At 74.1% G+C, this 21,924-nt stretch carries 17 protein-coding genes and 1 pseudogene; 13 read left to right on the top strand and 5 right to left on the bottom strand.

The window, feature by feature from the left end; genetic code table 11:
- Nucleotides 1-1,043: pseudogene (locus ADK60_RS09460) on the bottom strand (ABC transporter permease); the annotation flags it as partial.
- Nucleotides 1,040-1,987, bottom strand: coding sequence for an ATP-binding cassette domain-containing protein (locus ADK60_RS09455; RefSeq protein ID WP_053644804.1), 948 nt, complete (start codon nucleotides 1,985-1,987; stop codon nucleotides 1,040-1,042). The gene ADK60_RS09455 and the pseudogene ADK60_RS09460, both read right to left, overlap by 4 nt.
- A 303-nt stretch (nucleotides 1,988-2,290) precedes the next feature.
- Here ADK60_RS09455 and paaK point away from each other — a divergent pair, with 303 nt between their 5' ends.
- Nucleotides 2,291-3,694: a phenylacetate--CoA ligase PaaK gene (gene paaK / locus ADK60_RS09450; RefSeq protein WP_053644802.1), complete on the top strand. Its 1,404-nt coding sequence runs from the start codon at nucleotides 2,291-2,293 to the stop codon at nucleotides 3,692-3,694.
- 95 nt (nucleotides 3,695-3,789) lie between these two features.
- Here paaK and ADK60_RS09445 read toward each other — a convergent pair whose 3' ends face one another.
- Nucleotides 3,790-4,635, bottom strand: a complete 846-nt coding sequence (locus tag ADK60_RS09445) for an NAD(P)H-binding protein (RefSeq protein ID WP_053644800.1) — start codon at nucleotides 4,633-4,635, stop codon at nucleotides 3,790-3,792.
- 174 nt (nucleotides 4,636-4,809) lie between these two features.
- Between ADK60_RS09445 and ADK60_RS09440 the strand changes: the two genes are divergently transcribed.
- The 7 genes from ADK60_RS09440 (at nucleotide 4,810) to ADK60_RS09410 (ending at nucleotide 12,769) form a co-directional block, all read left to right on the top strand.
- Nucleotides 4,810-5,301 carry a MarR family winged helix-turn-helix transcriptional regulator gene (locus ADK60_RS09440; RefSeq protein ID WP_045943946.1) on the top strand — a complete coding sequence of 164 codons (492 nt, stop codon included), beginning with the start codon at nucleotides 4,810-4,812 and terminating at the stop codon, nucleotides 5,299-5,301.
- Nucleotides 5,302-5,524: 223 nt separating this feature from the next.
- Complete coding sequence (locus ADK60_RS09435; protein WP_045943945.1) at nucleotides 5,525-5,881, top strand: ArsR/SmtB family transcription factor; 357 nt, start codon at nucleotides 5,525-5,527, stop codon at nucleotides 5,879-5,881.
- A gap of 142 nt (nucleotides 5,882-6,023) precedes the next feature.
- Nucleotides 6,024-7,421, top strand: coding sequence for an MFS transporter (locus ADK60_RS09430; RefSeq protein ID WP_053644798.1), 1,398 nt, complete (start codon nucleotides 6,024-6,026; stop codon nucleotides 7,419-7,421).
- Between the two features lie 596 nt (nucleotides 7,422-8,017).
- Nucleotides 8,018-9,448: a galactose-1-phosphate uridylyltransferase gene (gene galT, locus ADK60_RS09425; RefSeq protein ID WP_079008186.1), complete on the top strand. Its 1,431-nt coding sequence runs from the start codon at nucleotides 8,018-8,020 to the stop codon at nucleotides 9,446-9,448.
- Nucleotides 9,445-10,602: a galactokinase gene (gene galK / locus ADK60_RS09420; protein ID WP_053644796.1), complete on the top strand. Its 1,158-nt coding sequence runs from the start codon at nucleotides 9,445-9,447 to the stop codon at nucleotides 10,600-10,602. Before galT ends, galK begins: the two co-directional genes overlap by 4 nt.
- 194 nt (nucleotides 10,603-10,796) lie before the next feature.
- Complete coding sequence (locus ADK60_RS09415; RefSeq protein ID WP_053644794.1) at nucleotides 10,797-11,663, top strand: SDR family NAD(P)-dependent oxidoreductase; 867 nt, start codon at nucleotides 10,797-10,799, stop codon at nucleotides 11,661-11,663.
- A gap of 134 nt (nucleotides 11,664-11,797) precedes the next feature.
- Nucleotides 11,798-12,769 (top strand): helix-turn-helix transcriptional regulator, encoded by a 972-nt coding sequence (locus ADK60_RS09410; protein WP_079008185.1) that lies wholly within the window; start codon nucleotides 11,798-11,800, stop codon nucleotides 12,767-12,769.
- On the opposite strand, the gene ADK60_RS09405 is transcribed toward ADK60_RS09410, so the two are convergent.
- Nucleotides 12,766-13,146, bottom strand: a complete 381-nt coding sequence (locus tag ADK60_RS09405; RefSeq protein ID WP_053644791.1) for a hypothetical protein — start codon at nucleotides 13,144-13,146, stop codon at nucleotides 12,766-12,768. The two genes, ADK60_RS09410 and ADK60_RS09405, sit on opposite strands and share 4 nt — an antisense overlap.
- Before the next feature lie 219 nt (nucleotides 13,147-13,365).
- Here ADK60_RS09405 and ADK60_RS09400 point away from each other — a divergent pair, with 219 nt between their 5' ends.
- From ADK60_RS09400 to ADK60_RS09385, 4 genes are all read left to right on the top strand, one after another.
- Nucleotides 13,366-14,379: a zinc-dependent alcohol dehydrogenase gene (locus tag ADK60_RS09400; RefSeq protein ID WP_053644789.1), complete on the top strand. Its 1,014-nt coding sequence runs from the start codon at nucleotides 13,366-13,368 to the stop codon at nucleotides 14,377-14,379.
- 321 nt (nucleotides 14,380-14,700) lie between these two features.
- Nucleotides 14,701-17,400 carry a ricin-type beta-trefoil lectin domain protein gene (locus tag ADK60_RS09395; protein WP_053644787.1) on the top strand — a complete coding sequence of 900 codons (2,700 nt, stop codon included), beginning with the start codon at nucleotides 14,701-14,703 and terminating at the stop codon, nucleotides 17,398-17,400.
- A gap of 155 nt (nucleotides 17,401-17,555) precedes the next feature.
- Nucleotides 17,556-18,227 carry a hypothetical protein gene (locus ADK60_RS09390; protein ID WP_053644785.1) on the top strand — a complete coding sequence of 224 codons (672 nt, stop codon included), beginning with the start codon at nucleotides 17,556-17,558 and terminating at the stop codon, nucleotides 18,225-18,227.
- Nucleotides 18,199-19,047, top strand: coding sequence for an inositol monophosphatase family protein (locus tag ADK60_RS09385; protein WP_053644783.1), 849 nt, complete (start codon nucleotides 18,199-18,201; stop codon nucleotides 19,045-19,047). The genes ADK60_RS09390 and ADK60_RS09385 overlap by 29 nt, the downstream gene beginning before the upstream one ends.
- A gap of 100 nt (nucleotides 19,048-19,147) precedes the next feature.
- Here ADK60_RS09385 and ADK60_RS09380 read toward each other — a convergent pair whose 3' ends face one another.
- A complete protein-coding gene (locus ADK60_RS09380) occupies nucleotides 19,148-20,350 on the bottom strand; it encodes an ArsB/NhaD family transporter (RefSeq protein WP_234371003.1) in 1,203 nt (400 codons plus the stop codon).
- A 160-nt stretch (nucleotides 20,351-20,510) separates the two neighbouring features.
- Here ADK60_RS09380 and ADK60_RS09375 point away from each other — a divergent pair.
- Nucleotides 20,511-21,924: TIR domain-containing protein (locus ADK60_RS09375; RefSeq protein WP_159400365.1), on the top strand; the 1,414-nt coding region annotated here is incomplete at its 3' end.

Genomic DNA, 21,924 nt, shown 5'->3' with positions numbered 1-21,924 from the left:
GGCGGGGCCGCCGTGCGGACGGAACCAGGGGCGGGGGTCGGAGCGGGGGTGGGCGCCGATCCGTCGGGGTGCCGCTCGGCCGCCCTGGTGCGGGCGGGGTCGAAGCGGGTGAACCAGAGGGCCGGCAGCGCGGCGAGCGCCACCGCGAGCAGGACGAGCAGCAGCCGCTGGGCGAGGAACCCCGCCCCGTAGTCCGCGCCGTCCCAGTGGAACGCCTCCAGCGGGGAGTCCGTCTTGGTCAGGCCGAGGCTGAAGTCGTCGCCGCCCAGGTCGACGCCTCGCGCGGCCAGCGTGTCGCGCAGCGAGGCGGCCACCGGGCCGAGGCCGAGCCCGCCGAACGGTGCGCCGGGCGCCTCCCCGGCGATCAGGAGGGCTGGCGCGAAGGCGAACCAGGTGACATTGCCCAGCCCGCCGCGCAGCAGCGGCACCGTTTCGAACAGGACGGCCAGTGCCGCGGTCGCCGCGAGCAGCGGCAGGGTCAGCACCAGGAACGGCGTCAGCAGCGAGACCGGGTCGAGCGCGCGGTCCTCGCCCCGGACCAGTTGCAGGGCGGGTGCGGTGAGTGCGAGCACGCCGAGCATCGAACCGAGCACCAGCAGATTGCCGAGGAACTTCGCCAGCATCAGTTCGGCGTTCCGCAGCGGGGCCGCGGCCAGGAGCTGGCCGACCCCGGTCTCCTCGTCGCGGCCCAGGCCCTTGCGAACCACGTAGAACCCGCCGAGGGTGAGCCACAGCGTGCCCGCCAGGGCGGTCGCGGCGCCGACGTACGCGCTGTTGTACTCCCCCCGGTAGGAGCCGAGCGCGAGGATCGCCCAGTGCCCGTCGGCGGGCGGGACGGCGAGCAGGCCCAGGCCCACCGCGGCAAGGAGCGTCACCGCGTAGGCGGGGCGGCGGATCCGGTCCCGGAAGTCGCCGAGCGCCAGCCGGCCGATCCGGCTCACCGGGCCGGTCCGCTCGGACCCGCCGGCGGCTGCGCCGGGAGCAGGGTCGGTCGGTGCCCGGAACCCCTCGGGGTGGGACGGGTGGAGAACGCTCCGGGTCATCGCCGCACCCCCGGACGGCCTGCGGCGGCCGAGGCGGTGAAGGCGGGCCCGTCGGGTGCCGACCGGACCAGCCCCAGGTAGGCGTCCTCCAGGTCCGGCGCGACCGGCACCGCCTCGGCCGTCGGCGGGCCGTCCGCGAGGAGCCGCAGCCGCACCCGACCGTCCCCCGTGCGCACCATCCGGCTCACCACGAAGTGCTGCTGCACGGCCGCCACCGAGCCCGCGTCCACCAGGACCTCCCACACCCGGCCGGTCTGGCCGCGCAGCAGGTGCTCCGGACTGCCCCGGCGCAGCAGCCGCCCGCCGGCGAGGACCGCGATGTCCCCGGCCACCGACTCGATGTCGGAGACGATGTGGGTGGACAGCAGCACCACCCGGTCCTCGGCGAGGGTGCTCAGCAGGTTGCGGAAGCGCACCCGTTCCTCCGGATCGAGACCGGCGGTGGGTTCGTCGACGACGATGACGCTCGGGTCGCCGAGCAGCGCCTGGGCGATGCCGACCCGGCGCAGCATGCCGCCCGAGTACGCGCCGAGCGGCCTCCGCACCGCCTCGGTCAGGTTGACGAGTGTGAGCAGTTCGTCGATCCGGGCCCGGGCGGCGCGGGCGGGAAGCCCCTTGGCGGCTGCCAGGTAGGACAGGAACTCGCGCGAGGTGAGGTGCGGGTGGACGCCGAAGTCCTGGGGGAGGAAGCCCAGTTCGCGCCGGAGCAGATCGGGGTGGGCGAGCACGTCGGCCCCCCGGTAGGTGAGCCGTCCGGAGCTGGGCCGGGTCACGGTGGCGACGATCCGCATCAGGGAGGACTTGCCCGCGCCGTTCGGTCCGAGCAGACCGAGCAGCCCGGGGCCGAGCCGCAGCGAGAGGCCGTCGACGGCGTGCTTGCCGCCCCGGTAGACCTTGCTGACGTCGGTCAGTTCGAGGTGGGGTGTGACATCGGGTCGGCTCATGTGCCCGCGCTCCGCTCTCCCGGTTGTGGGTGGGATGGTGACTACGGCGACCAGCTTTCCCGGTCGGCCGTGCCCTGCCATCTGCCGATCGGCATAGATCCGGCGCCTTTTTTCGGAGCGAGAACCTGCCGATCGGCACAGGTTGGCGCCCGGGGGCGGGGGCAAAGTTCTGAGCGAGGGCGACGGGCGCCGACCTGCGAGGTCACCGGCGTGCCGAGCCTTGACAGGTGGTTCGGGCACTGGATTACTTGGCTCCGGCCAGGGCCGACCGAATGGTCGGTAGTGAGTTCTGAAGGAGGCACGATGAGCGGCGGAGCGACGGATCCGGGTACGCCCGTGGGGCCGGGAGGAGACGTGCGGGCGCCGGTGCGTCTCGGCGAGGCGCCTCCGGTGGAACTCCTGGACGCCGGCGAGCGGATGACCGCGGAGGAGCTGCGGGCGCACCAGCTCAAGCACCTGCGGGCCACGCTGCGCCACGCCTACGACAACGTCGAGCTGTACCGGCGGAAGTTCGACGCGGCGGGTGTCGCGCCCGAGGACTGTCGAACCCTCGCCGACCTCGCCCGCTTCCCCTTCACGACCAAGGCCGACCTGCGCGACACCTACCCGTTCGGCATGTTCGCCGTCCCGAAGGAGAAGGTCCGCCGGATCCACGCCTCCAGCGGGACCACCGGCCTGCCGACCGTGGTCGGCTACACCGAGCACGACCTGGACGTCTGGGCGGACGTGGTGGCCCGCTCGATCCGGGCGGCCGGCGGGCGGCCCGGCCAGACGGTGCACATCGCCTACGGCTACGGTCTGTTCACCGGCGGACTGGGCGCGCACGCGGGTGCCGAACGCGCCGGGTGCACCGTGATCCCGGCCTCCGGCGGTATGACGGCCCGCCAGGTCCGGCTCATCCAGGACCTCCGGCCGGAGGTCATCATGGTCACCCCGTCCTACCTGCTCACCCTGCTGGACGAGTTCGAGCGGCAGGGGATCGACCCGCGCGGCACCTCGCTGCGGATCGGAATCCTCGGCGCCGAACCGTGGACGGAGGAGATGCGCGCCGAGATCGAGCGGCGGACGGACCTCCATGCCGTGGACATCTACGGACTCTCCGAGGTGATGGGGCCGGGTGTCGCGCAGGAGTGCGTGGAGACCAAGGACGGCCTGCACATCTGGGAGGACCACTTCTACCCGGAGGTCGTCGACCCGCTGACCGACGAGGTGCTGCCGGACGGCGAGGGCGGCGAACTCGTCTTCACCTCGCTCACCAAGGAGGCGCTGCCGGTGATCCGCTACCGAACCCGCGACCTCACCCGGCTGCTGCCCGGCACCGCGCGCCCCGCGTTCCGCCGGATGGCCAAGGTGACGGGGCGCAGCGATGACCTGATCATCCTGCGAGGGGTCAACGTCTTCCCGACCCAGATCGAGGAGGTCCTGCTGCGGGTGCCCGCCGTCGCACCGCACTTCCAGTTGCGGCTGACCCGCCGGGGCCGGCTGGACCACATGACGGTGCGGGTCGAGGCGCGGCCGGACGCCGGGCCCGGGCAGCGCGAGGAGGCCGTCGGGGTGATCGTGCGGGGGGTGAAGGACGGCGTCGGGGTGAGCGTGGACGTCGAGGTGGTGGACCCGTACACGCTGGAGCGTTCGGTCGGCAAGATCCGTCGGATCGAGGACCTTCGGGAGGGCGGAGGGGGAGGCGGGGAGCTGAGGGAGAGCTGAGGGGCGAGGTCCCCCGGTCGACAACGCGTCCGCGGGCGAGTGCGGCGTCGCAGACCCTGAGGGGTATGTCGGAGCAGGGCCGATTCCGGGCCGATTCAGGGCCGGGTGAACGCGGCGGTGTTCTCGCGGGCCCACTGGTGGAAGGTGCGCGCGGGGCGGCCGAGGAGGGTCAGGGTGGTGTCGTGAACCGGGGCGGGCCCATGGGTCGCGGCCTCCCAGAGGTTGAGCAGGGAGGTGACGACGGGAGCGGGCATGCGACGTCCCATCTGCTCCTCGGCCTCGGCGCGGGTGATCCGCTCGACCGGGATCTCGCGGCCGAGGGCCTCGGCGAGGACGGCGAGTTGCTCGCGGAAGGTGAGTGACTCGGGGCCGGTCAGGGTGGGCGCGGATCCGGCGAGGGAGGTGCCGGTCAGGGCCTCGGCAGCGATGTCGGCGAGGTCCTCGGGGTGGATGGGTGCGATGTGCGCATCCGGGTGGGCGAGTTGGATCGGCAGGCCCCGGCCGATGAAGTACGCCCAGCCCAGGGAGTTGCTGGCGAAGGCATCCGGGCGCAGGAAGGTGCAGTTGAGGCCGGAGTCGGCGAGCGCACGCTCGACGAGGAGGCTGTGGCTCGCGAGCGGGTCGTTCTCGGCATCGGGGCCGAGGACGGAGGACGAGGAGAGCAGGACGACGTGTTCGACGCCGGCCGCTTCGGCGGCCTCGGCGAACGCATGGATGCCGGCGGGCTGGGGATAGAGGAACACCTGCTGGACGCCGCGCAGCGCGGCACCGAAGGCCTCGGGCCGGTCGAGGGCGAGCTCGGCGCGCTCGACGCCGTCGGGGGCGGTCAGGTCGGCGGGGCGGGCGCTGGCGGCGCGGACGGAGTGACCGGCGGCGTGCAGGCGGGCGATGACGCCCTGGCCGACCTTGCCGCGGGCGCCGGTGACGAGGGTGGTGGTCATAAGGAGGAGTCCGTTCGTTTTCGTCGGGTGGTGATCGGGTCGAAAGGCAGGCGTGGTCCGGAGTGGGCTCACCCCGTCAGAATGAGTGCCTGACTGCATATGCATGATGTCCTGCACACGTTTTCATGTCAACACATGTCTTCGCTGGTTCACGCATGCGGATAGGCTGGCCGCATGACGACGAAGCCCGGGTCGGGCGAGGGTGAGGACCTCCTGAACGCCGTGGGGCCGGCCTTCGGGCGGCTGCGGCGCTCCTCGCTGCTCGATGTCGAGGACCCGATCTCCCAGAAGGACCTCAGTCGGACGCTGGTCCTGCGGATCGTCCAGGACGTCACTGGTCAGGACGGCCGCGAGGTGACCGTCGGCGCGGTCGCCGAGCACCTGGGCGTCGATCCCTCGGTGGGCAGTCGCATGGTGTCGGACTGCATCTCCGCCGGCTATCTGGTCCGCGCCGCCTCCCAGCAGGACGGCCGCCGGACGGTCCTGCTCCTAAGCCCGGAGGGCGAGGACCTGATGGAGCGCTTCCGTCAGTACCAGCGTTCGGCCTTCGAGCAGATCACCGCCGAGTGGCCCGACAGCGAGCGGCTGGAGTTCGCCCGCCTGATGGTGAAGTACGTCGAATCCCAGGACGCCCTGCGCACCCGCGTCCGCCGCACCCCCCGCTGATCCGCCTGCGCTCGTCACCTGCTTCGGCCCCGACGACTGCTACGGGGTTGCCTGGACCCTGCTGCACCTCATCGAGACCGGCCCCGGCTTCGGCCTGGTCCTGACCGCCGAGCCCGCCCCGAGGCCGGAGGGTGGTGCCACCGGCTCTGGGGTTGCATCGTCAACAGCGGACCGGCTCCCTCGGCTTGACGCGCCAGCCCCGTGCGATGTCTACGATGAGGTCATGAGCGGGAGCCTCCAGGTATCAGGTGCACATGGCTCGCAGGTGGTCGCGGGGGACGAACGGCTGGATGTCGCTGCCGGGATCCTTGCCCTGTTGGCCGACCGGACCCGGCTTGCGCTGCTGCAGCGGCTGAGTGAGGGGGAGGCCGATGTGACGACCCTGACCGAAGCGGCCGGTGCGGCGCGTCCGTCGGTCAGCCAGCACCTCGGCAAGCTGCGGCTGGCGGGGCTGGTGTCCACCCGCAAGGACGGGCGCCGGGTCGTGTACGCGCTGCGGCACGGGCATCTGCGGCGGCTGGTGCAGGAGGCGCTGAGCGTGGCCGATCACCAGATCAGTGGACTGCCGCCGCACGACTGAGCCGCCCCGAGTCGCCCTGTGATGCCCTTCGGGGAGTCTTTCGCTGCCGATAGGTGCACGCGTACGCACATGTTGTCCTATTCTGGAAGGGACCCCACCGGCCCGCGCCACCTCGGCGCGCTCCGCACGAACGGAGTCCCCGATGCTCTCCGTCCTCCGCAACCGCACCTACCGGCACCTGTTCGTCGCCCAGGTCGTCGCCCTGGCCGGGACCGGCCTGGCCACCGTGGCGCTGGGCCTGCTCGCCTACGATCTCGCCGGGGCCGACGCCGGGTCGGTGCTCGGCACGGCATTGGCGATCAAGATGGTCGCCTACGTCGGTATCGCACCGGTCGTGGCCGCGCTCGCGCACCGGATCCCGCGTCGACGACTGCTGGTCGCCGCCGACCTGGCCCGCGCGGGTGTGGCGCTCGCGCTGCCGTTCGTCGGTTCGGTGTGGCAGGTCTACCTGCTGATCTTCGTCCTCCAGGCCGCCTCGGCCACCTTCACCCCGGCCTTCCAGTCGGTGATCCCCGATGTGCTGCCCGAGGAGCGCGACTACACCCGGGCGCTGTCGCTCTCCCGGCTCGCGTACGACACGGAGACCCTGGTCAGCCCGGTGCTGGCGGCCGCGTTGCTGGCGCTGGTCGGCTACCGGTGGCTGTTCTGGGGGACGGTGATCGGCTTCCTCGCCTCGGCGGTCCTCGTCGTCTCGGTGGTCCTGCCCGGCGCGGTCCTGGCGGCGCGGGGCAACCCCGACCCGGCCGCCGGTGCCGCCGGCGCGCGTTCGGTAGGCGCCCGTTCGGTAGGTGCGCGCTCCCTGGCCGGGATCCGGCTGTTCCTCTCCGTGCCGCGTCTGCGGGCGCTGCTCGCCCTGGACCTCGCGGTGGCGGCCGGCGGCGCCATGGTGATCGTCAACACGGTCGTCTACGTCCGCGAGGAGCTGGGCCGCCCGGCGGGCGACGTGCCGCTCGCCCTCGGTGCGTACGGCGGAGGCTCGATGCTGGTCGCGCTGCTGCTGCCCCGGGTGCTGGACCGGGTCGCCGACCGAACGGTGATGCTGTCGGCCGCCTTCGCCGTCGCGGGCCTGCTCACCGCCCTGGCGGTCGTCGCCACGGCGGGCGGCGGGGCGTGGCGCTGGCCCGCGTTGCTCGTCCTGTGGGCCGGGCTCGGCGCGGCGGGCTCGCTGATCCTGACGCCGGGCGGCCGTCTGCTGAGGTCCGCCGTCCCGTCGGCCGACCTCCCGGCCGCCTTCGCCGCGCAGTTCTCGCTCACCCACGTCTGCTGGCTGCTCGCCTATCCGCTGGCCGGCTGGCTCGGTGCCACCGCCGGACTCCCCGCGGCCACGGTCGCCCTCGCCGTCCTCGCCCTGGCCTCGGCGGGCCTGGCGACCCGGGCCTGGCGCACCGCCGCCACAGTCGCCGACCCGGTGCCGGCCACCGTGACGGTCCGGCCCCACCGCCGCCAGGCCCGTCGGCCCGTCCACCGGCGCCCGCTGCACGCCCCGTCCGGTCGGGCCCTGGTCCGGCATCACCACCACCGTCACCCCGCGGCCCCCTGAGGACGACCGCCCACCGCGCCCCCGGGAGCCTCCGCTCCCGGGGGCGCTCCACATCCTGTCCGGTGGGGAAGGGGGAGCGGCTCTTCCCTGTCCCCGATCCTCATCCCCGCACTTTGCAAAGTCAGACTTTGCAAAGTGCGGGAAACGGCTGCCTGCAGCGCTCTGAACTGCTGGTATGTCGTCGGCACTTTGCAAACAGCTCCTCTTTGCAAAGTGTTGATGGGGAAGCGCGAGGGTGCCAAGGCCCGCCAAGGCCAGCCGCGGCCCGCCCCTGCCCCATCCCCGGTCCGGGCCGTCCGCACGTCGACGGTCCGGGTGACGCCCGATCGTCGACGTCGTTGCCCCAGGCAGGTGGGTGCGGTCCGCGCCGACTTCTGGGCTGGTCCGCGAGTGCCGGTAGCGGGAGGAAACCTTGGCAGGCCCAACGGGCCGGGCCGCGTCGCCTGACGCGCCCCGTCGACCAGGGAGGATGCGTCCTGACGTCCGATCGGCGGCGGATTCCGGAATTGGGGTGGACCCCGGGCTCCCATGTTGATTCATGTTCGATATTGTTTGTTCATGTGGTTGAAGGGAAGCCCCAGGAGAGGGAGCACGTCATGGCCCCAACGGTGACCGACGCGACCGGCCAGGCCGGTGCGAACGGGTCGGCAGACGCGAGTGCAGCGACCGGCACCGCCGCGTCGGCCGGCCTGAGCGCCCAGGCCGGTACGAGCAGGCAGGCCGGTACGAGCAGGCAGGCCGGTGCGACGACCAGGACGGTCACCGAACTGGCCGACGGCCGCGAGCTGATCTACTACGACCGGGGCACGCCGCCCACCGGCCGGGCCGTCGCCGACCTGCGTCCGCTGGACGCCGTCGCGCCCTCCTCGGAGGTCCGGCAGGATCCGATGACCGGCGCCTGGGTGACCGTCGCCGCCCACCGCCAGGCGCGCACCTACCACCCGCCGGCCGACGAGTGCCCGCTCTGCCCCAGCCGCGAGGGCCGGCTGAGCGAGATCCCGGCCGGCGACTACCAGGTGGCCGTCTTCGAGAACCGCTTCCCCTCCCTCGCGGGCGAGCCCGGCACCCACCCCGTGCCGCCGGCCCTCGACGACCCGCTGCACAGCCGCGGGCCGGGCGTCGGCCGGTGCGAGGTGGTCTGCTTCACTGCCGACCACGACGCTTCCTTCGCCGACCTCGACGAGGACCAGGCCCGCCTGGTGCTGGACGCCTGGACCGACCGCACCGCCGAACTCTCCGCGCTGCCCGGCATCCGCCAGGTCTACTGCTTCGAGAACCGCGGCACCGAGATCGGTGTCACCCTCGCCCACCCGCACGGCCAGATCTACGGGCTGCCGTTCGTCCCCCCGCGCACGGCCAAGATGATCGACCAGGCCGCCCGGCACCGCGCCGCCACCGGCCGCAACCTCTTCGACGACCTCGTGGCCGCCGAGCGCGCCTCCGTCGGCAGCCTGTCCGCCGACAGCCCCTCCGCCGACAGCCCCTCCGCGGAGCGCCCCGAGGACAGCCGGATCGTCCTGGCCGGGGAGCACTGGACCGCCTTCGTGCCCTTCGCGGCCCGCTGGCCCTACGAGGTCCACCTCTTCCCCAACCGCCGCGTCCCCGACTTCACCGGGCTCAACGAGGACGAGCGCGCCGAGTTCCCCCGGATCTACCTCGACCTGCTGCGCCGCTTCGACCGGCTCTTCAGCGACGGCGACCGGAAGGTCCGCGCGCCCTACATCGCCGCCTGGCACCAGGCCCCGGCCGGCCACGAGGACGAACTCGCCCTCCACCTGGAGCTGTTCACCGTCCGACGGACGGCGGACAAGCTCAAGTACCTGGCCGGCACCGAGTCCGGCATGGAAGCCTTCATGAACGACGTCGCCCCGGAGTTCGCGGCCCGGCGGCTGCGCGAGGTCGGCCAGGCCGGACCCGCGAACCCGGCCACCGCAAGCCGCCCGACCCCCGGGACGACCGACGGGACGACCCCCGAAACGACCGTCGAAACGACCCCCGAGACGACCGACGAGGAAGCGCAGCGATGACCCCCACGTCCCCCACCTCCCCGTCCGCCGCCTTCGAGGCGCTCTACGGCCACGCCCCCGAGGGCGTCTGGGTGGCCCCCGGCCGGGTCAACCTGATCGGCGAACACACCGACTACAACGACGGGTTCGTCCTCCCGATCGCCCTCCCGCAGGCCGTCCGCGCCTACGCCCGCCGCCGCGCCGACGGTGTGCTGCGCCTCGCCTCGACCCGGGTCCCCGGCGAGGTCGTCGAGCTGGACGTCGCCGGGCTGGCCCCGGGCGGCATGTCCGGCTGGGCCGCGTACCCCGCCGCGGTCGTGTGGACGCTGCGCGAGGCGGGCCACGCGATCGGCGGCGCCGACGTCCTGCTCGACAGCGACGTGCCCGGCGGCGCCGGACTCTCCTCCTCCGCCGCGCTGGAGTGCGCGGTCGCGATCACCTACAACGACCTGTACGAACTCGGTCTGGAAGCAGCCGAGCTGGCCCTGATCGCGCAGCGCGCCGAGAACGACTTCGTCGGCGTCCCCTGCGGAATCATGGACCAGATGGCCTCGATGGCCTGCCGTGCCGGGACCGCTCTCCACCTGGACACGCGCGACCTCGCCGCCCGGTACGTCCCGCTCGACCTGGCGGGCTCGGGCCTCACCCTCCTGGTGCTCGACACCCGGGTGCAGCACGACCTCGCCGACGGTGCCTACGCCGCCCTTCGGGCCGGTTGCGAACGCGCCGCCGCGCTGCTGGGGCTGCCGGCGCTGCGCGACCTCGCCGCCGCCGACCTCCCCGCCGCCCTGGACCGGCTGCCGGCCGAACTGGTCCCGCTGGTCCGGCACGTGGTGACCGAGAACGGCCGGGTCGAGCAGACCATGCGGGAGCTGGACCAGCACGGGCCGGCCGCCCTCGGGCCGATCCTCACGGCCGGCCACGCCTCGCTGCGCGACGACTACCGGACGTCCTGCCCGGAGACGGACCTCGCCGTCGCCGTCGCCGTCGCGGCCGGGGCGCTCGGCGCGCGGATGACCGGCGGCGGGTTCGGCGGCTCGGTGATCGCCCTGACCCGTACGGCCGACGCGGACGCGGTGGCCAAGGCGGTCACCGAGGCCTTCCTGACGGAGGGTTGGGCCGAGCCGCACGTCTACCGGGCGGTGCCCTCCGCGGGCGCGCGTCGGGAGTCCTGACCGCACCACCCCGACCCCGACCCCGACCCCGGCCCGACCCCGGCCCGACCCCGCGACCGCGTCCGCCCCCGCCGACCCCCGACGGGGGCGGACGCACGCCCGGGCACCGCCGGATCCTCGCCAGGGTGGTCCCGCCGGACCCAGGGTCGGAACGGGCCTGGTCCGCCCCGCCGCTCAGCGGTGAGGCTGGGCCCATGACCAACAACGAGCGGAACACCCTCAACACCCCCAACACCCCCACCACCCAGGACCAGGACTTCGACGGCCGAACCGTGCTGGTCACCGGAGGCACGAGCGGCATGGGCCTCGCCACCGCGCGGGTGCTGCTGGACCGCGGCGCCAACGTGGTGATCACCGGCCGCGACGACGCCCGCCTCGCCCGCGCCGAGGCCGGACTCGTCGGAGCCGGACTCGTCGGAGCGGGACTCGCCGGGGCCGGACCCGCCGCCGCCGAGCGGGTGTTCGCGGTGCGCGCCGACTCCGCCCGTCCGGCCGACCTGGCCCGGTTGGCCGAGCGGGTGGGGGAGCGGTACGGCCACCTGCACGGGGTGTTCGCCAACGCCGGGGTCGGGGTCTTCGAGGCCCCGGCCGAGGTGACCGAGGAGAGCTTCGACCACACCGTGGACGTCAACTTCAAGGGCGTCTTCTTCACCGTCCAGCACGCCCTGCCGCTGCTGGAGCAGGCCCCGGGCGGCGGCGCCGCGATCGTCCTCAACGCCTCCTGGACCCTGCACCGGGGCCTGCCCAACGCCCCGGTGTACGCGGCGACCAAGGCCGCCGTGCACAACCTCGCCCGCACCCTCGGCAGCGACTTCGCCGGTCGCGGCATCCGGATCAACTCGGTGAGCCCGGGCTACATCGTCACCGAGATGTTCCACGAGGTGGTCACCGAACCGGCCCAGCAGGACGCCGTGCGGGCGCAGGTGCCGCTCGGCCGGCTGGGCGAGGCGGCGGACGTCGCCGAGACCGTCGCCTTCCTGCTCTCGCCCCGGGCCGCCTACATCACCGGCCAGGACATCGTGGTGGACGGCGGCGTGGTGGCAGTCGCGAACTCCTGGTGACGCACGGTTCCCCGCCCCCGCCCGGTCCTGCCCGCCCGCCCCCCCCCGCCCGCCCCCGCCCGCCCGCCCCGCCCGGTCCTGCCTGGTCCTCCCAGGGCCAGGCAGACCGGGCGCCGAACGGACAGAATGACCGCATGAGCGCGAACCGAACGAGCCGCCCCGACCCCATCTCCGGCACCGCCGCCGGCGCCGTCTCCTCCGGTGCCGCCACCAGCCCCGCCGCCGGTACCCCGAGCGGCCTCGCCGAGTTCCTGCGCACCCGTCGCTCCCGGCTCCGGCCCGAGGACGTCGACCTCCCCGACTTCGGCGGCCGCCGCCGGGTGGCGGGCCTGCGCCGCGAGGAGCTCGCCCAACTCGCCGGTGTCAGCGTCGACTACTACACCCGGCTCGAACAGGGCCGGGTCGGCAACCCGTCCGACGCCGTGCTCGACGCGGTCGCCCGGGCGCTGCGCCTGGACCCCGAGGAGGCCGGCCACCTGCACCGCCTCGCCCGCACCCGCCCGACCCGGGGCAGCGGCGCCCGCGGTGCCGGTCGCGCCGCGGCCCGGGGCTCCGCTCCGCAGAAGGTCCGGCCGTCGATGGTCCGGCTGCTCGACGCGATGCCCGACGTCCCGGCCGTGGTGATGGGCCGCCGGATGGACATCCTGGCCTGGAACAGCGCCGCCGTCGCCCTCCTCGGCGACTACGGGACGCTCGCTCCCGCCGAGCGGAACATCGCCCGGATCACCTTCCTCGACCCGGCCTCGCGCACCCTCTACGACGACTGGGTGGGCTGCGCGCGCGAGAACGTCGCATTCCTCCACCTGGAGGCCGGCCGCCGCCCCGACGACCCCCGGCTCGCCGAATTGATCGGCGAACTCTCGGTGCGCAGCCAGGAGTTCCGCCACTGGTGGGCGGAGCACCCGGTCCGCGACAAGACCTCCGGCCACAAGGTGTTCCACCACCCTCTCGTCGGCCGGATGGAGCTGGTCTACGACACCCTCCGCTCCGCCGACGACCCCGACCAGGCCCTGGTCACCTACACCGCCGACCCCGGCAGCCCCTCCGAGGACGCCCTGCGGATGCTGATCTCCTGGGAGGCCGACCGCGTCGTCCGGCCCCGCTAGCCTCCCGACGGCTCCGGCCGTTCCTTCGGCTGGTAGTTCGTCCCCATCTCTTCGACGTACGCCAGCAGGGCCGACCCCGCGTACGTGACGTCCAGGTCGACGACGACCTCCTCGTCCTCCCAGCGGCCGTGCTCCGAGATGACGAGGCCGATCAGGGCCACGTCGCCCGCCCGGCCCCGTACCTCGTACTGCTCGATGGTCTCGCCGCGCAGCCCGTCGTCCGGGTCGTCGCGCTCCCAGGCGTCCACCGCGGCCTGCGCCAAGGCCCTGGGCAGCCGTACCGTCACCCGGCCGACCTGAGCGTGGACGTGCTCCCCGATCGCGGCCAGCACCTTCGACTCTTCCCGGTACACGGCGTACCGCTCCTCATTCACCATGGGGGCGACGCTACTCGGCCCGCCGGACCCGGCTCGACCGAATTCCACCGTCCGACCGCGGCCCACCGGTCCACCGGCCCGGCACGCCCGGGACCATCGGCCTGCCCGGTTCCACCCGTCCGGCCCTGGTGGCGGGCCCGGCCCGGGGATGGGATGGAGGCGACCGGGGCCCGGGGGTCGGGAAGCAGCCCCGGCGGCACGAAGGGCAGGAGCAGGAACATGAAGGCCGCCGTCGTCCACGACTTCACCCAGCCGCTCGTGATCGAGGAGCGCCCGGTCCCCGAACCCGGCCCGCACCAGGTGCGGGTGCGGATCGAGGCCTCCGGTCTGTGCCACACCGACATCCACGCCGCGCACGGCGACTGGCCGGTCAGGCCGACCCCGCCGTTCGTGCCCGGGCACGAGGGCGTCGGCATCGTCGAGGCTGCGGGCGCCGAGGTCCGGCACGTCAGGGTCGGCGAGCGGGTGGCGATCCCGTGGCTGGCCGACGCCTGCGGGCGCTGCGACCACTGCGTCTCGGGCTGGGAGACCCTCTGCACCCGGCAGCACAACAGCGGTTACTCCGTCGACGGCGCCTACGCCGAGCAGGCCCTCGCCCACGGCGACTACGTCGTGCCCGTCCCCGACGGCATCGACCCGCTGGACGCCGCCCCGCTCTCCTGCGCCGGGGTCACCACCTACAAGGCGCTCAAGGTCTCCGGCGCCGGCCCCGGCACCCGCGTCCTGGTCTCCGGCATCGGCGGCCTCGGCCACCTCGCCCTCCAGTACGCCCGCCTGGCCGGCGCCGAGACCGTCGCCGTCGACGTCACCGACGACAAGCTCGCCCTCGCCCGCGAGCTCGGCGCGGACCACGTCCTCGACGCCCGCGTCCAGGACGTCGCCACCGAGGTCCGGAAGCTCGGCGGTGCCCACGCCGCGATCGCCCTCGCCGTCAGCAACGCCTCCTTCCAGGCCGCCTACGCCTCGCTGCGCCGCGGCGGAACCCTCGTCCTGGTCGCCCTGCCCGCCGAGGGCAGGCTCGACCTCCCGGTCTTCGACACCGTCCTGAACGGCACCAGGGTGATCGGCTCCATCGTCGGCACCCGCCAGGACCTCGCCGAGGTCTTCCGCCTCCACGCCCTCGGCCGCACCCGCGTCATCCGCGAGACCCGCCGCCTCGCCGACGTCAACACCTGCTTCGACGAGGTCCTCTCCGGCCGCACCCCCGCCCGCCTGGTCTTCGACCTGCGCTGACCCCCCGTGGTCCCCTTCGACCCAGTGCCCGCCCCCGCCGTCCGGGGGCGGGCACTTCGGTCTCCGGCCCCTCCCGTGACCTGCGCCGATGTACAGAACGGGACACGTCCGGCGCGCGCGGAAACGGGATTGCCAGCCAGGATCGCCACGCACTAACGTTCGACCGCGCACCGATCGCCGAAGCGCGAGCACGTCATCTGACGCGCGGTCGGAACATGCACCACACCCGGACAAATCCCCTCGTTCACGTCGATCGCGGCAGACAGCCGACGATCGGCCGCGGACCGAGGGGTCCCTGCTGCGAAGGCGAACTGACACCTCATGCGAGAAACCCGTTCATCCGCGCCGCCGCGCGGCCGGTCGGCGAGGCACCTGGCGCCGCTGCTCGCGATCGGCCTCGTGCTGGCAGCCCCCGGAGCCGCGTTCGCGGATCCCGGCGCGACCCCGACCGGCGTCCCGACCGAGGCCACGACTGGAGCCCCGACCGGCGCTCCGACCGGTGCCCCGACGGCCCAGGACACCGCACCGCCGGCCGCGCAGCCCCAGGCTCCGACCCCGGCCCAGGCTGCGGACGGTCCCGCACCGTCCACCCCCAGCAAGCTGTCCGTCAAGCCGCAGCCCGTGGGCCAGGGCGGCGACGGCTGCGGAGCCGGCGCGCCCGGGTGGATCGGCAGGACCGTTCCGCTGGGCGACGGTACGTCCGACGTCAGCCTGTTCGCCTGGAGCGGCGCCGCGCAGCCCGGCGTCGGCACCGTCACCGTCGGCTTCCGGGTGTGGGACACCACGGCCGGCGAGTCCGGTGACACCGGTGGTGTCACGCGGACCAGCCAGAGCGTCGTCGGCACCGGAGGCTGGGGCCAGGCCACCGTCGGCCGCGCGCTCGCGGACGGCCACCAGTACGGCTGGAACGCCTGGACGACGGGCGGCGGCGTGAACAGCCCCGTGACGGCGGACTGCGCGTTCAAGGTCGACCTCACCTCGCCGACGGTCCCGTCCATCGCGCCCTCCACGGTGTTCCCGCCGTCGGGCAGCGGGGCCATTCCCACCGGCCGCGCCGGTGACCCGGGCATCACCGTCCGGGTCACCAGCAAGGACCCGGTGCCTACCGGCTGCGCCGACGGCTGCCTCGCCAGCGGCGTCAGCGAGTTCCGGTACACCTTCGATGGCGGTTGGTCCGGCGCCACCGGTACCGTCCCGGCCTCCCTGGCCGCGGACGGCACCGCGTACGCAGATGTCCCGATCAGCGTGGGGGCCAGCGACTGGGGTACGCGCCAGTTGAGCGTCAGTGCTGTCGACGGGGCCGGTAACTCCGACCCGCGGACCGCCAACTACACCTTCTACGCTCCGTGGAGGGACCGCCCGGATGTTGCCGGCGACATCGATGTCGACGGCGTGCCCGACTTCCTGGCTCCGGCCGCAGACGGCTCGCTGGCGCTCTTCCGGGGTGGCAGCGGCGCGTCCGAGCCGGAGACGGTGTCCCCGGCCGCGAGCAGCCCTCTGCACGACAACTGGAACAACTACCTGCTGGCCCACCGCGGGGCCGTTGTCGGGCAGGGCGACTCGCTTTTCGCCTACCACAAGGAAACCAAGCAGCTCTTCGTCTACGCCAACGACGGCAACGCGACGCCGAACCCGGCGTTCGGGAGCTTCACCCGCTCCGTCGGTGCGCTTGGCGGCACGACCTTCTGCCGCAGCAATGGCATCGACGGCACCTGGAACCACATCACCCGGATGACCGCCGTACGGTGGGGCACCGGTGGGGCCAGCCTGGTCACCGTCGAGCAGGGTCACCTGCGGTACTACTTCGGCACGCGCAGCGGCCAGAACAACTGCCTCAGCGCCGGTGTCGAGCTCGGCGCCCCGGGCGAGGACTGGAGCGGCTTCACCCTGATGTACCCGGGCGACGTCAACGGCGTACCGACCCTGTGGGTGCGGGACACCGTGACCGGTGCCGTCGCCGGCCTGCCGCTGCCGCTGGATGCCACGGGCCAGGTCGTCAAGGGCTCCGCGCCGCTGCCGCTGCCCGCCCACAAGCCCCTGCTGTCCGCGCTCCAGGGCGACGGCAGCACGAGCCTGTGCGCCGACATCGACCACGGCCGGACCGGCAACGGCACCGCCGCCGTGCTGGGCGCCTGCTCGGACCAGGGCGCGGCCTCCAGCCAGGCGTTCACCCTCGGCACCGACGGTTCGGTGCACGTCCTCGGCAAGTGCCTGGACGTCACCGACGCGCTGACCGAGAGCGGTTCGCCCGTCAACCTGTGGGACTGCAACAACAGCCCGGCCCAGAAGTGGGTCGCCGGCCCCCACCCGGGCACGCTGGTGAACCCGAACGCGGGCAAGTGCCTCGACGCGCCCGGCGCCGCCGGGCCGGGCACCCACCTGGTGATCGGCGACTGCCAGGACGGGGCGAGCGACCGGTGGACGGTGCCCGCCACCCGCGCCGTGCTTCCGCTCGGGCTCGCCGCCGGTGTCGCCCCTGTCGTGGACTCGCCCGGTGACTTCGACGCGGACGGCCACGCCGACCTCGTGGTCGCCTTCGCCGACGGCCGCAAGGTGCGCTACCCGGGCATCGCCCCGGAGGGGGACCTGCCGCGCTTCGGCGAGCCGCGCTCGCTCTCGGCCCAGCCCGCCGGTTACAACATCGGCTCCATCCACAGCCAGGGCCGCTGCCTCGACAACTACGGCGCGTCGAACAACAGCGCGCTGCGCCTGTACGACTGCTGGAACGGCGTCAGCCAGGACTTCTGGTTCGCCTCCGACGGTACCCTGCGCACCGGCGGTCGCTGCGTCGGCGTCGAGGACAACCGGACCGACTGGGGCGCGCCGGTCGTGATCACGGACTGCCAGGCCGCGGGCGGTCAGATCTGGACGTTCCGCGAGGACGGCTCGATCTACAACCCCGCCTCGGACGCCTGCCTGGAGCTGCCGGGCTGGAACGACGCCAACGGCACGGCGGTGGGCATCTGGCAGTGCTACGGCAACGCCAACCAGCGGTGGACCCTGTCACCCAACACCGCCTGACCGTACAGCCGATACACCCCCCCCGGGCCCGCGACGCACCACGCGTCGCGGGCCCGGGGCCGTTCCGGGGTCGTTCCGCGCGCCCGGCCCGTCCGCTGTATGGCCGTCAACTCGTCCCCGGGCCTAGCATGTTGACGGGGAGCACTGGGGGAGCGATGAACGAACTCTTCACGACGCTCGACCGGGCCGCCGGGCGCACCGCCGCCGGGCCGGGGTTGGACGGCCTGGTGGGCGGGCTGCTGGCGCAGGTGGCGGACGGCAGACGGGTGCTGCGGGCGGTGGACCATCCGCTGGGGTTCTACTGTCTGCCGGTGCTGCGCGAAGGCGTGCTCGGGGTGTGTGTGCACGTGTTCGACCCGGTCAGGGCCGCCGGGCGGCGCGAGATCCACTGCCACAGCTGGGAGCTGAAGAGCAGCGTGCTGTACGGGCGGGTCGGCAATCTGCGGGTCGGCGTGCACGACGAAGCCGCGCGGCCGAGCCACCGGGCCTTCGAGGTCTACAGCGACGCGGCCGCCGGGGTGGACGAGGTCCGGCCCACGGCGCGGCTGGTCCGCTGGGAGCCGTTGGGCGAGGAGGTCAGCGGGCGGGGCGAGACGTACACCCTGGGGGCGGGGGAGTTCCACGTCACGGCGCTGCCGGACGGCGAGCCCGCCGCCACCGTGGTGCTGGGCCGCACCGTGCCGGGGCCGGTGGACGTGGTGCTGGGGCCGGTGGACGGGGGCGCCCGGCGGGTGGTGCGGCGGTTGTGCGACGCGGACCGGACGGCCCGGATCGCCGGGGAGGTCGCCAGGAGGATCGGTGGACGGGACGACAGCGGCCCCGGGTGAGGGGACGGGCGGGTTCGCGGAGGAGTGCCGGGTGGCGGTGGAGGCCGCCGAGGCGGCGGGCGCGCTGCTGAGATCACGCTTCCTGGACGCCTTCCGGGTGGACACCAAGGGCACGGACGGCGACGTGGTCACCGAACTCGACCTGCTCGCCGAGGAGCTGGTCACCCGCCGGCTGGCCGGGCGCTTCCCCGCCGACCGGATCCGGGCCGAGGAGGGCGGCGAGGTGGCCGGGCCGCCCGGCAGCCGCCGGACCTGGCTGGTCGATCCGCTGGACGGCAGCAACAACGTGGTCGTCGGCCTGCCGGCGTACGTGGTGGGCATCGCGCTGTGCGTGGACGGGGAGCCGGTGCTCGGGGTGGTGCACGACCCGGTGGCCGGCCGCACCTGGCGGGCCGTGCGCGGCGCGGGGGCCTACGGGCCGGGGGGACGGCTGCGGGTGGCGGCGCGGCCGCCCGGGCCGGTGGCGCGCCCCGTGCTCGGCTGGACGCAGGGGCACGGGGTGGGCGGCGACGCGGTGGCGCGGGCGCTCAAGGACGGGCTGGAGGGCGGCGCCCGCCGGGTGCTCCAGCTCTGGGCGCCGCTGCTCACCTGGGCCCTGCTGGCCGGTGGGCTGATCGACGGCTTCGTCGGCTACCGGGCGGAGGAGATCGACCTGCCGGCCGGCATCCTGCTGGCCACCGAGGCGGGGGTGGAGGTCCGGGGGCTGGACGGCGGACCGTTCAGCCCCCGGACCGGGCAGCCGGAGACGGCCCGCAGCTACGTCGCGGGGCGTCCGGAGCTGCTGCCGTACCTGCTCGACCTGGTCGCCCGGGCCACCTGACAGGACCTGCTCGACCTGCTCGACCTGGTCGCCCGGGCGACCTGACAGGACTTGCTCGACCTGGTCGCCCGGGCCACCTGACGCACGGCAGGCCGGGCCCTCACGCCGTCAGCGCCAGCGCCGCCGTCGCCAGCGCGACGCCGCCGACCGCCAGCACCGCGCTCGCCCCGGCCACCCCCCGCAGCGGTACCCGCAGGCCGGCCGACCGGCAGCGCTCGTACCAGAGCAGGGTGGCCAGCGAGGCCCAGGGGGCCACCAGCGGGCCGACGTTGGTGCCGATCAGCAGCGCCAGCAGCTGGGTGTGGTTGCCCGCCGGCACCGCGGCCTCCCCGGCCAGGTAGACCGGGAGGTTGTTCAGCAGGTTGGACAGGCCCGCGCCGACCGCCGAGGCCCGGAACAGGCCGAGGGTGCCGCCGTCCGTCCCGATCGCGTCGGCGAGCAGCCGGTGCAGCCCGTGCGCGTCCACGGTCTGCACCACCAGGAACATGCCGGGCACCATCACCAGCAGCCGCCACGGTATCAACGAGGCCCGCAGCGCCTCGGGCCGTCGCAGCGCGAAGGCCGCCACCACGACGGCCGCCGCCGCGCCCGAGGCCACCCAGAGCGGGACGACCGCCGCCAGGCTGGCCACCAGGAAGCCGGCGCAGGCCAGCGCGCAGATCCGGAACAGCACCCGGTCCCCGGGCCGGTGGGCCGCCGGCGGCCGGTAGTCGGCGGCGCCGCGCCGTCCGCGCCGCCAGTAGAAGGCCCACAGGCAGGCCATGGTGGCCAGCAGCGCGGCCAGCTGCGGCGCCCACATGGCGCGGGCCAGGCCGGCCGGGGAGAGCGCGACCCGGTCGGCGGCCAGCAGGTTGGTGAGGTTGGAGACCGGCAGCAGCAGGCTCGCCGTGTTGGCCAGCCAGACCGTGGTCATGGCCAGGGGCAGCGGGGCGATGCCGACCCGGGTGGCGAGGGCCAGCATGACGGGGGTCAGCAGCACGGCGGTGGTGTCGAGGTTGAGCACCGTGGTGGTCAGCGCGGCGAAGCCGACGCAGAGCAGGAACAGCGCGGGATAGCTGCCCCGCCCGGCCCGGGCCACCCAGGACGCGACCACGTCGAACACCTCGGCCGCGCTGGTCAGCTCGGCGAGCACGATCACCGAACCGAGGAAGGCCAGCAGCGGCGCGATCCGCTGGAAGGCCGACCCGGCGGCGTCCGTCGGGAGGAGCCCGGTGGCGAGGAGGAGCAGGCCGCAGGCGAGCAGCCCCGCCGCCAGCAGGTCCAGGGGATGAAGCCGTTTGACGGCGGGCCGGTACGCGAACACGGACGCCAGGGTCGCACACGAGGCGTTTCAAATCGAGGCCGCCGTGCGAACAACCGGCCACCGCTCGACCGGGTGTTCGTGCGGTGCGCCGGAAAAACCACCCGAATCCATTGCGGTGAAACAGGGTTGAGCCCCTCCTGCTGGGTCATAAGCTCCTCCCATGGGGGCTCTTGACGCGATCCCGGGTGGCCCCGGGCCGATCGATTTCTTCATCAGCTACTCTCCGGCCGACGAGCGCTGGGCGGCCTGGATCGCCTGGACCTTGGAGGAGGCGGGCTACCGGGCCTTCCTCCAGGCCTGGGACTTCGTGCCCGGGACCAACTTCGTCGACTTCATGGACCGGGGAATCACCGAGTCCGCCGCCGTGATCGCGCTGCTCTCGCGCAACTACGAGCGCTCCCGCTACGGCCGGATGGAGTGGCAGGCCGCGCTGCGCGCCGACCCGGACGAGCCGGAACGGCGGCTGGTGACGGTCCGGATCGAGGACATCCCGGTGGACGGCCTGCTCGCCACCCTCACCTATATCGACCTGGTCGGCGTCACCGAGCCCGACCGCGCCCGCGGGCTGTTGCTCACCCGGGTCGCGCAGGCGATGGACGGCCGGGCCCGCCCCGAGCTGTCCCCCGGCTACCCGGGGAACGGGAACGGGGACGGTTCCGGTGTCGGCCCCGCGACCGGCACCGGCGCGGGCACCGGCGCCGGCAGCGCCCAGGACCTCGTCCCCGCCCCCCGCCCGGGCGGCGACTCCGGCCGGGCCGGCCGCCGCCGCCCCTCCGCCCGGCCCGAGTACCCGCAGGCCGCCGGCCGCGTCGCCGGACGCGAGGCGGTCTCCGTCCTCCACCTGGCCGGCCCCGCCTTCGGCCGGGGCGCCGACCCGGTCGACCTCCAGGCGGCCCTCTGGGGCGACCTCGTCGAACTCGCCGACGCCGGCGCCCCCGCGCCCGAACTCGTCGTCGTCACCGGCGACCTCACCGCCACCGGCAGCCCCCGCGAGTGCGAGCAGGCGCTGACCTTCCTCACCGGGATCCGGTCCCTGCTCGGGCTCGAACCGCACCGGGTGGCCGTACTGCCCGGCGGCCAGGACGTCAGCCTGGCCGCCTCCCGCGCCTACTTCGCCACCTGCGAGGCCGACGAACTGCGGCCCGCCGCGCCCTACTGGCCCAAGTGGCGGCACTACTCCCGGCTGTTCCAGGAGTTCTACCAGGGCCTGGACGTGGTCTTCGACAGCGCCCAGCCGTGGACGCTCTTCCCGGTGCCCGAACTCGGCACCGTCGTCGCCGGGCTCAACTCCTCGATGGCCTGGACCCACCGGCCCGAGGACCGCTACGGCTGGCTCGGGCCCGAGCAGGCGGCCTGGTTCGCCCAGGCGCTGCGCCCCTACGAGAACGACGGGTGGCTGCGGATCGGCGCGGTCCGGCACCCGGTCGCCACCGGGCAGGCCGGGCCCGGCCCTGCGGAAGGCGTCGAACCGCTGCGCGACGCCGACCGCTTCACCCGGCTCCCCCGCGACGGCCTCACCCGCTGGCCCGCCTCCGGCCCCGGAGCAGCCACCGGCAACGCCAGCAACTCCACCG

This window comes from Streptomyces sp. XY431 (assembly GCF_001279805.1).
In the GTDB taxonomy this organism is placed as follows: domain Bacteria; phylum Actinomycetota; class Actinomycetes; order Streptomycetales; family Streptomycetaceae; genus Kitasatospora; species Kitasatospora purpeofusca.
The sequence above is the reverse complement of the archived record's forward strand: the minus strand, read 5'-3'. Positions and strand labels throughout refer to the sequence as shown.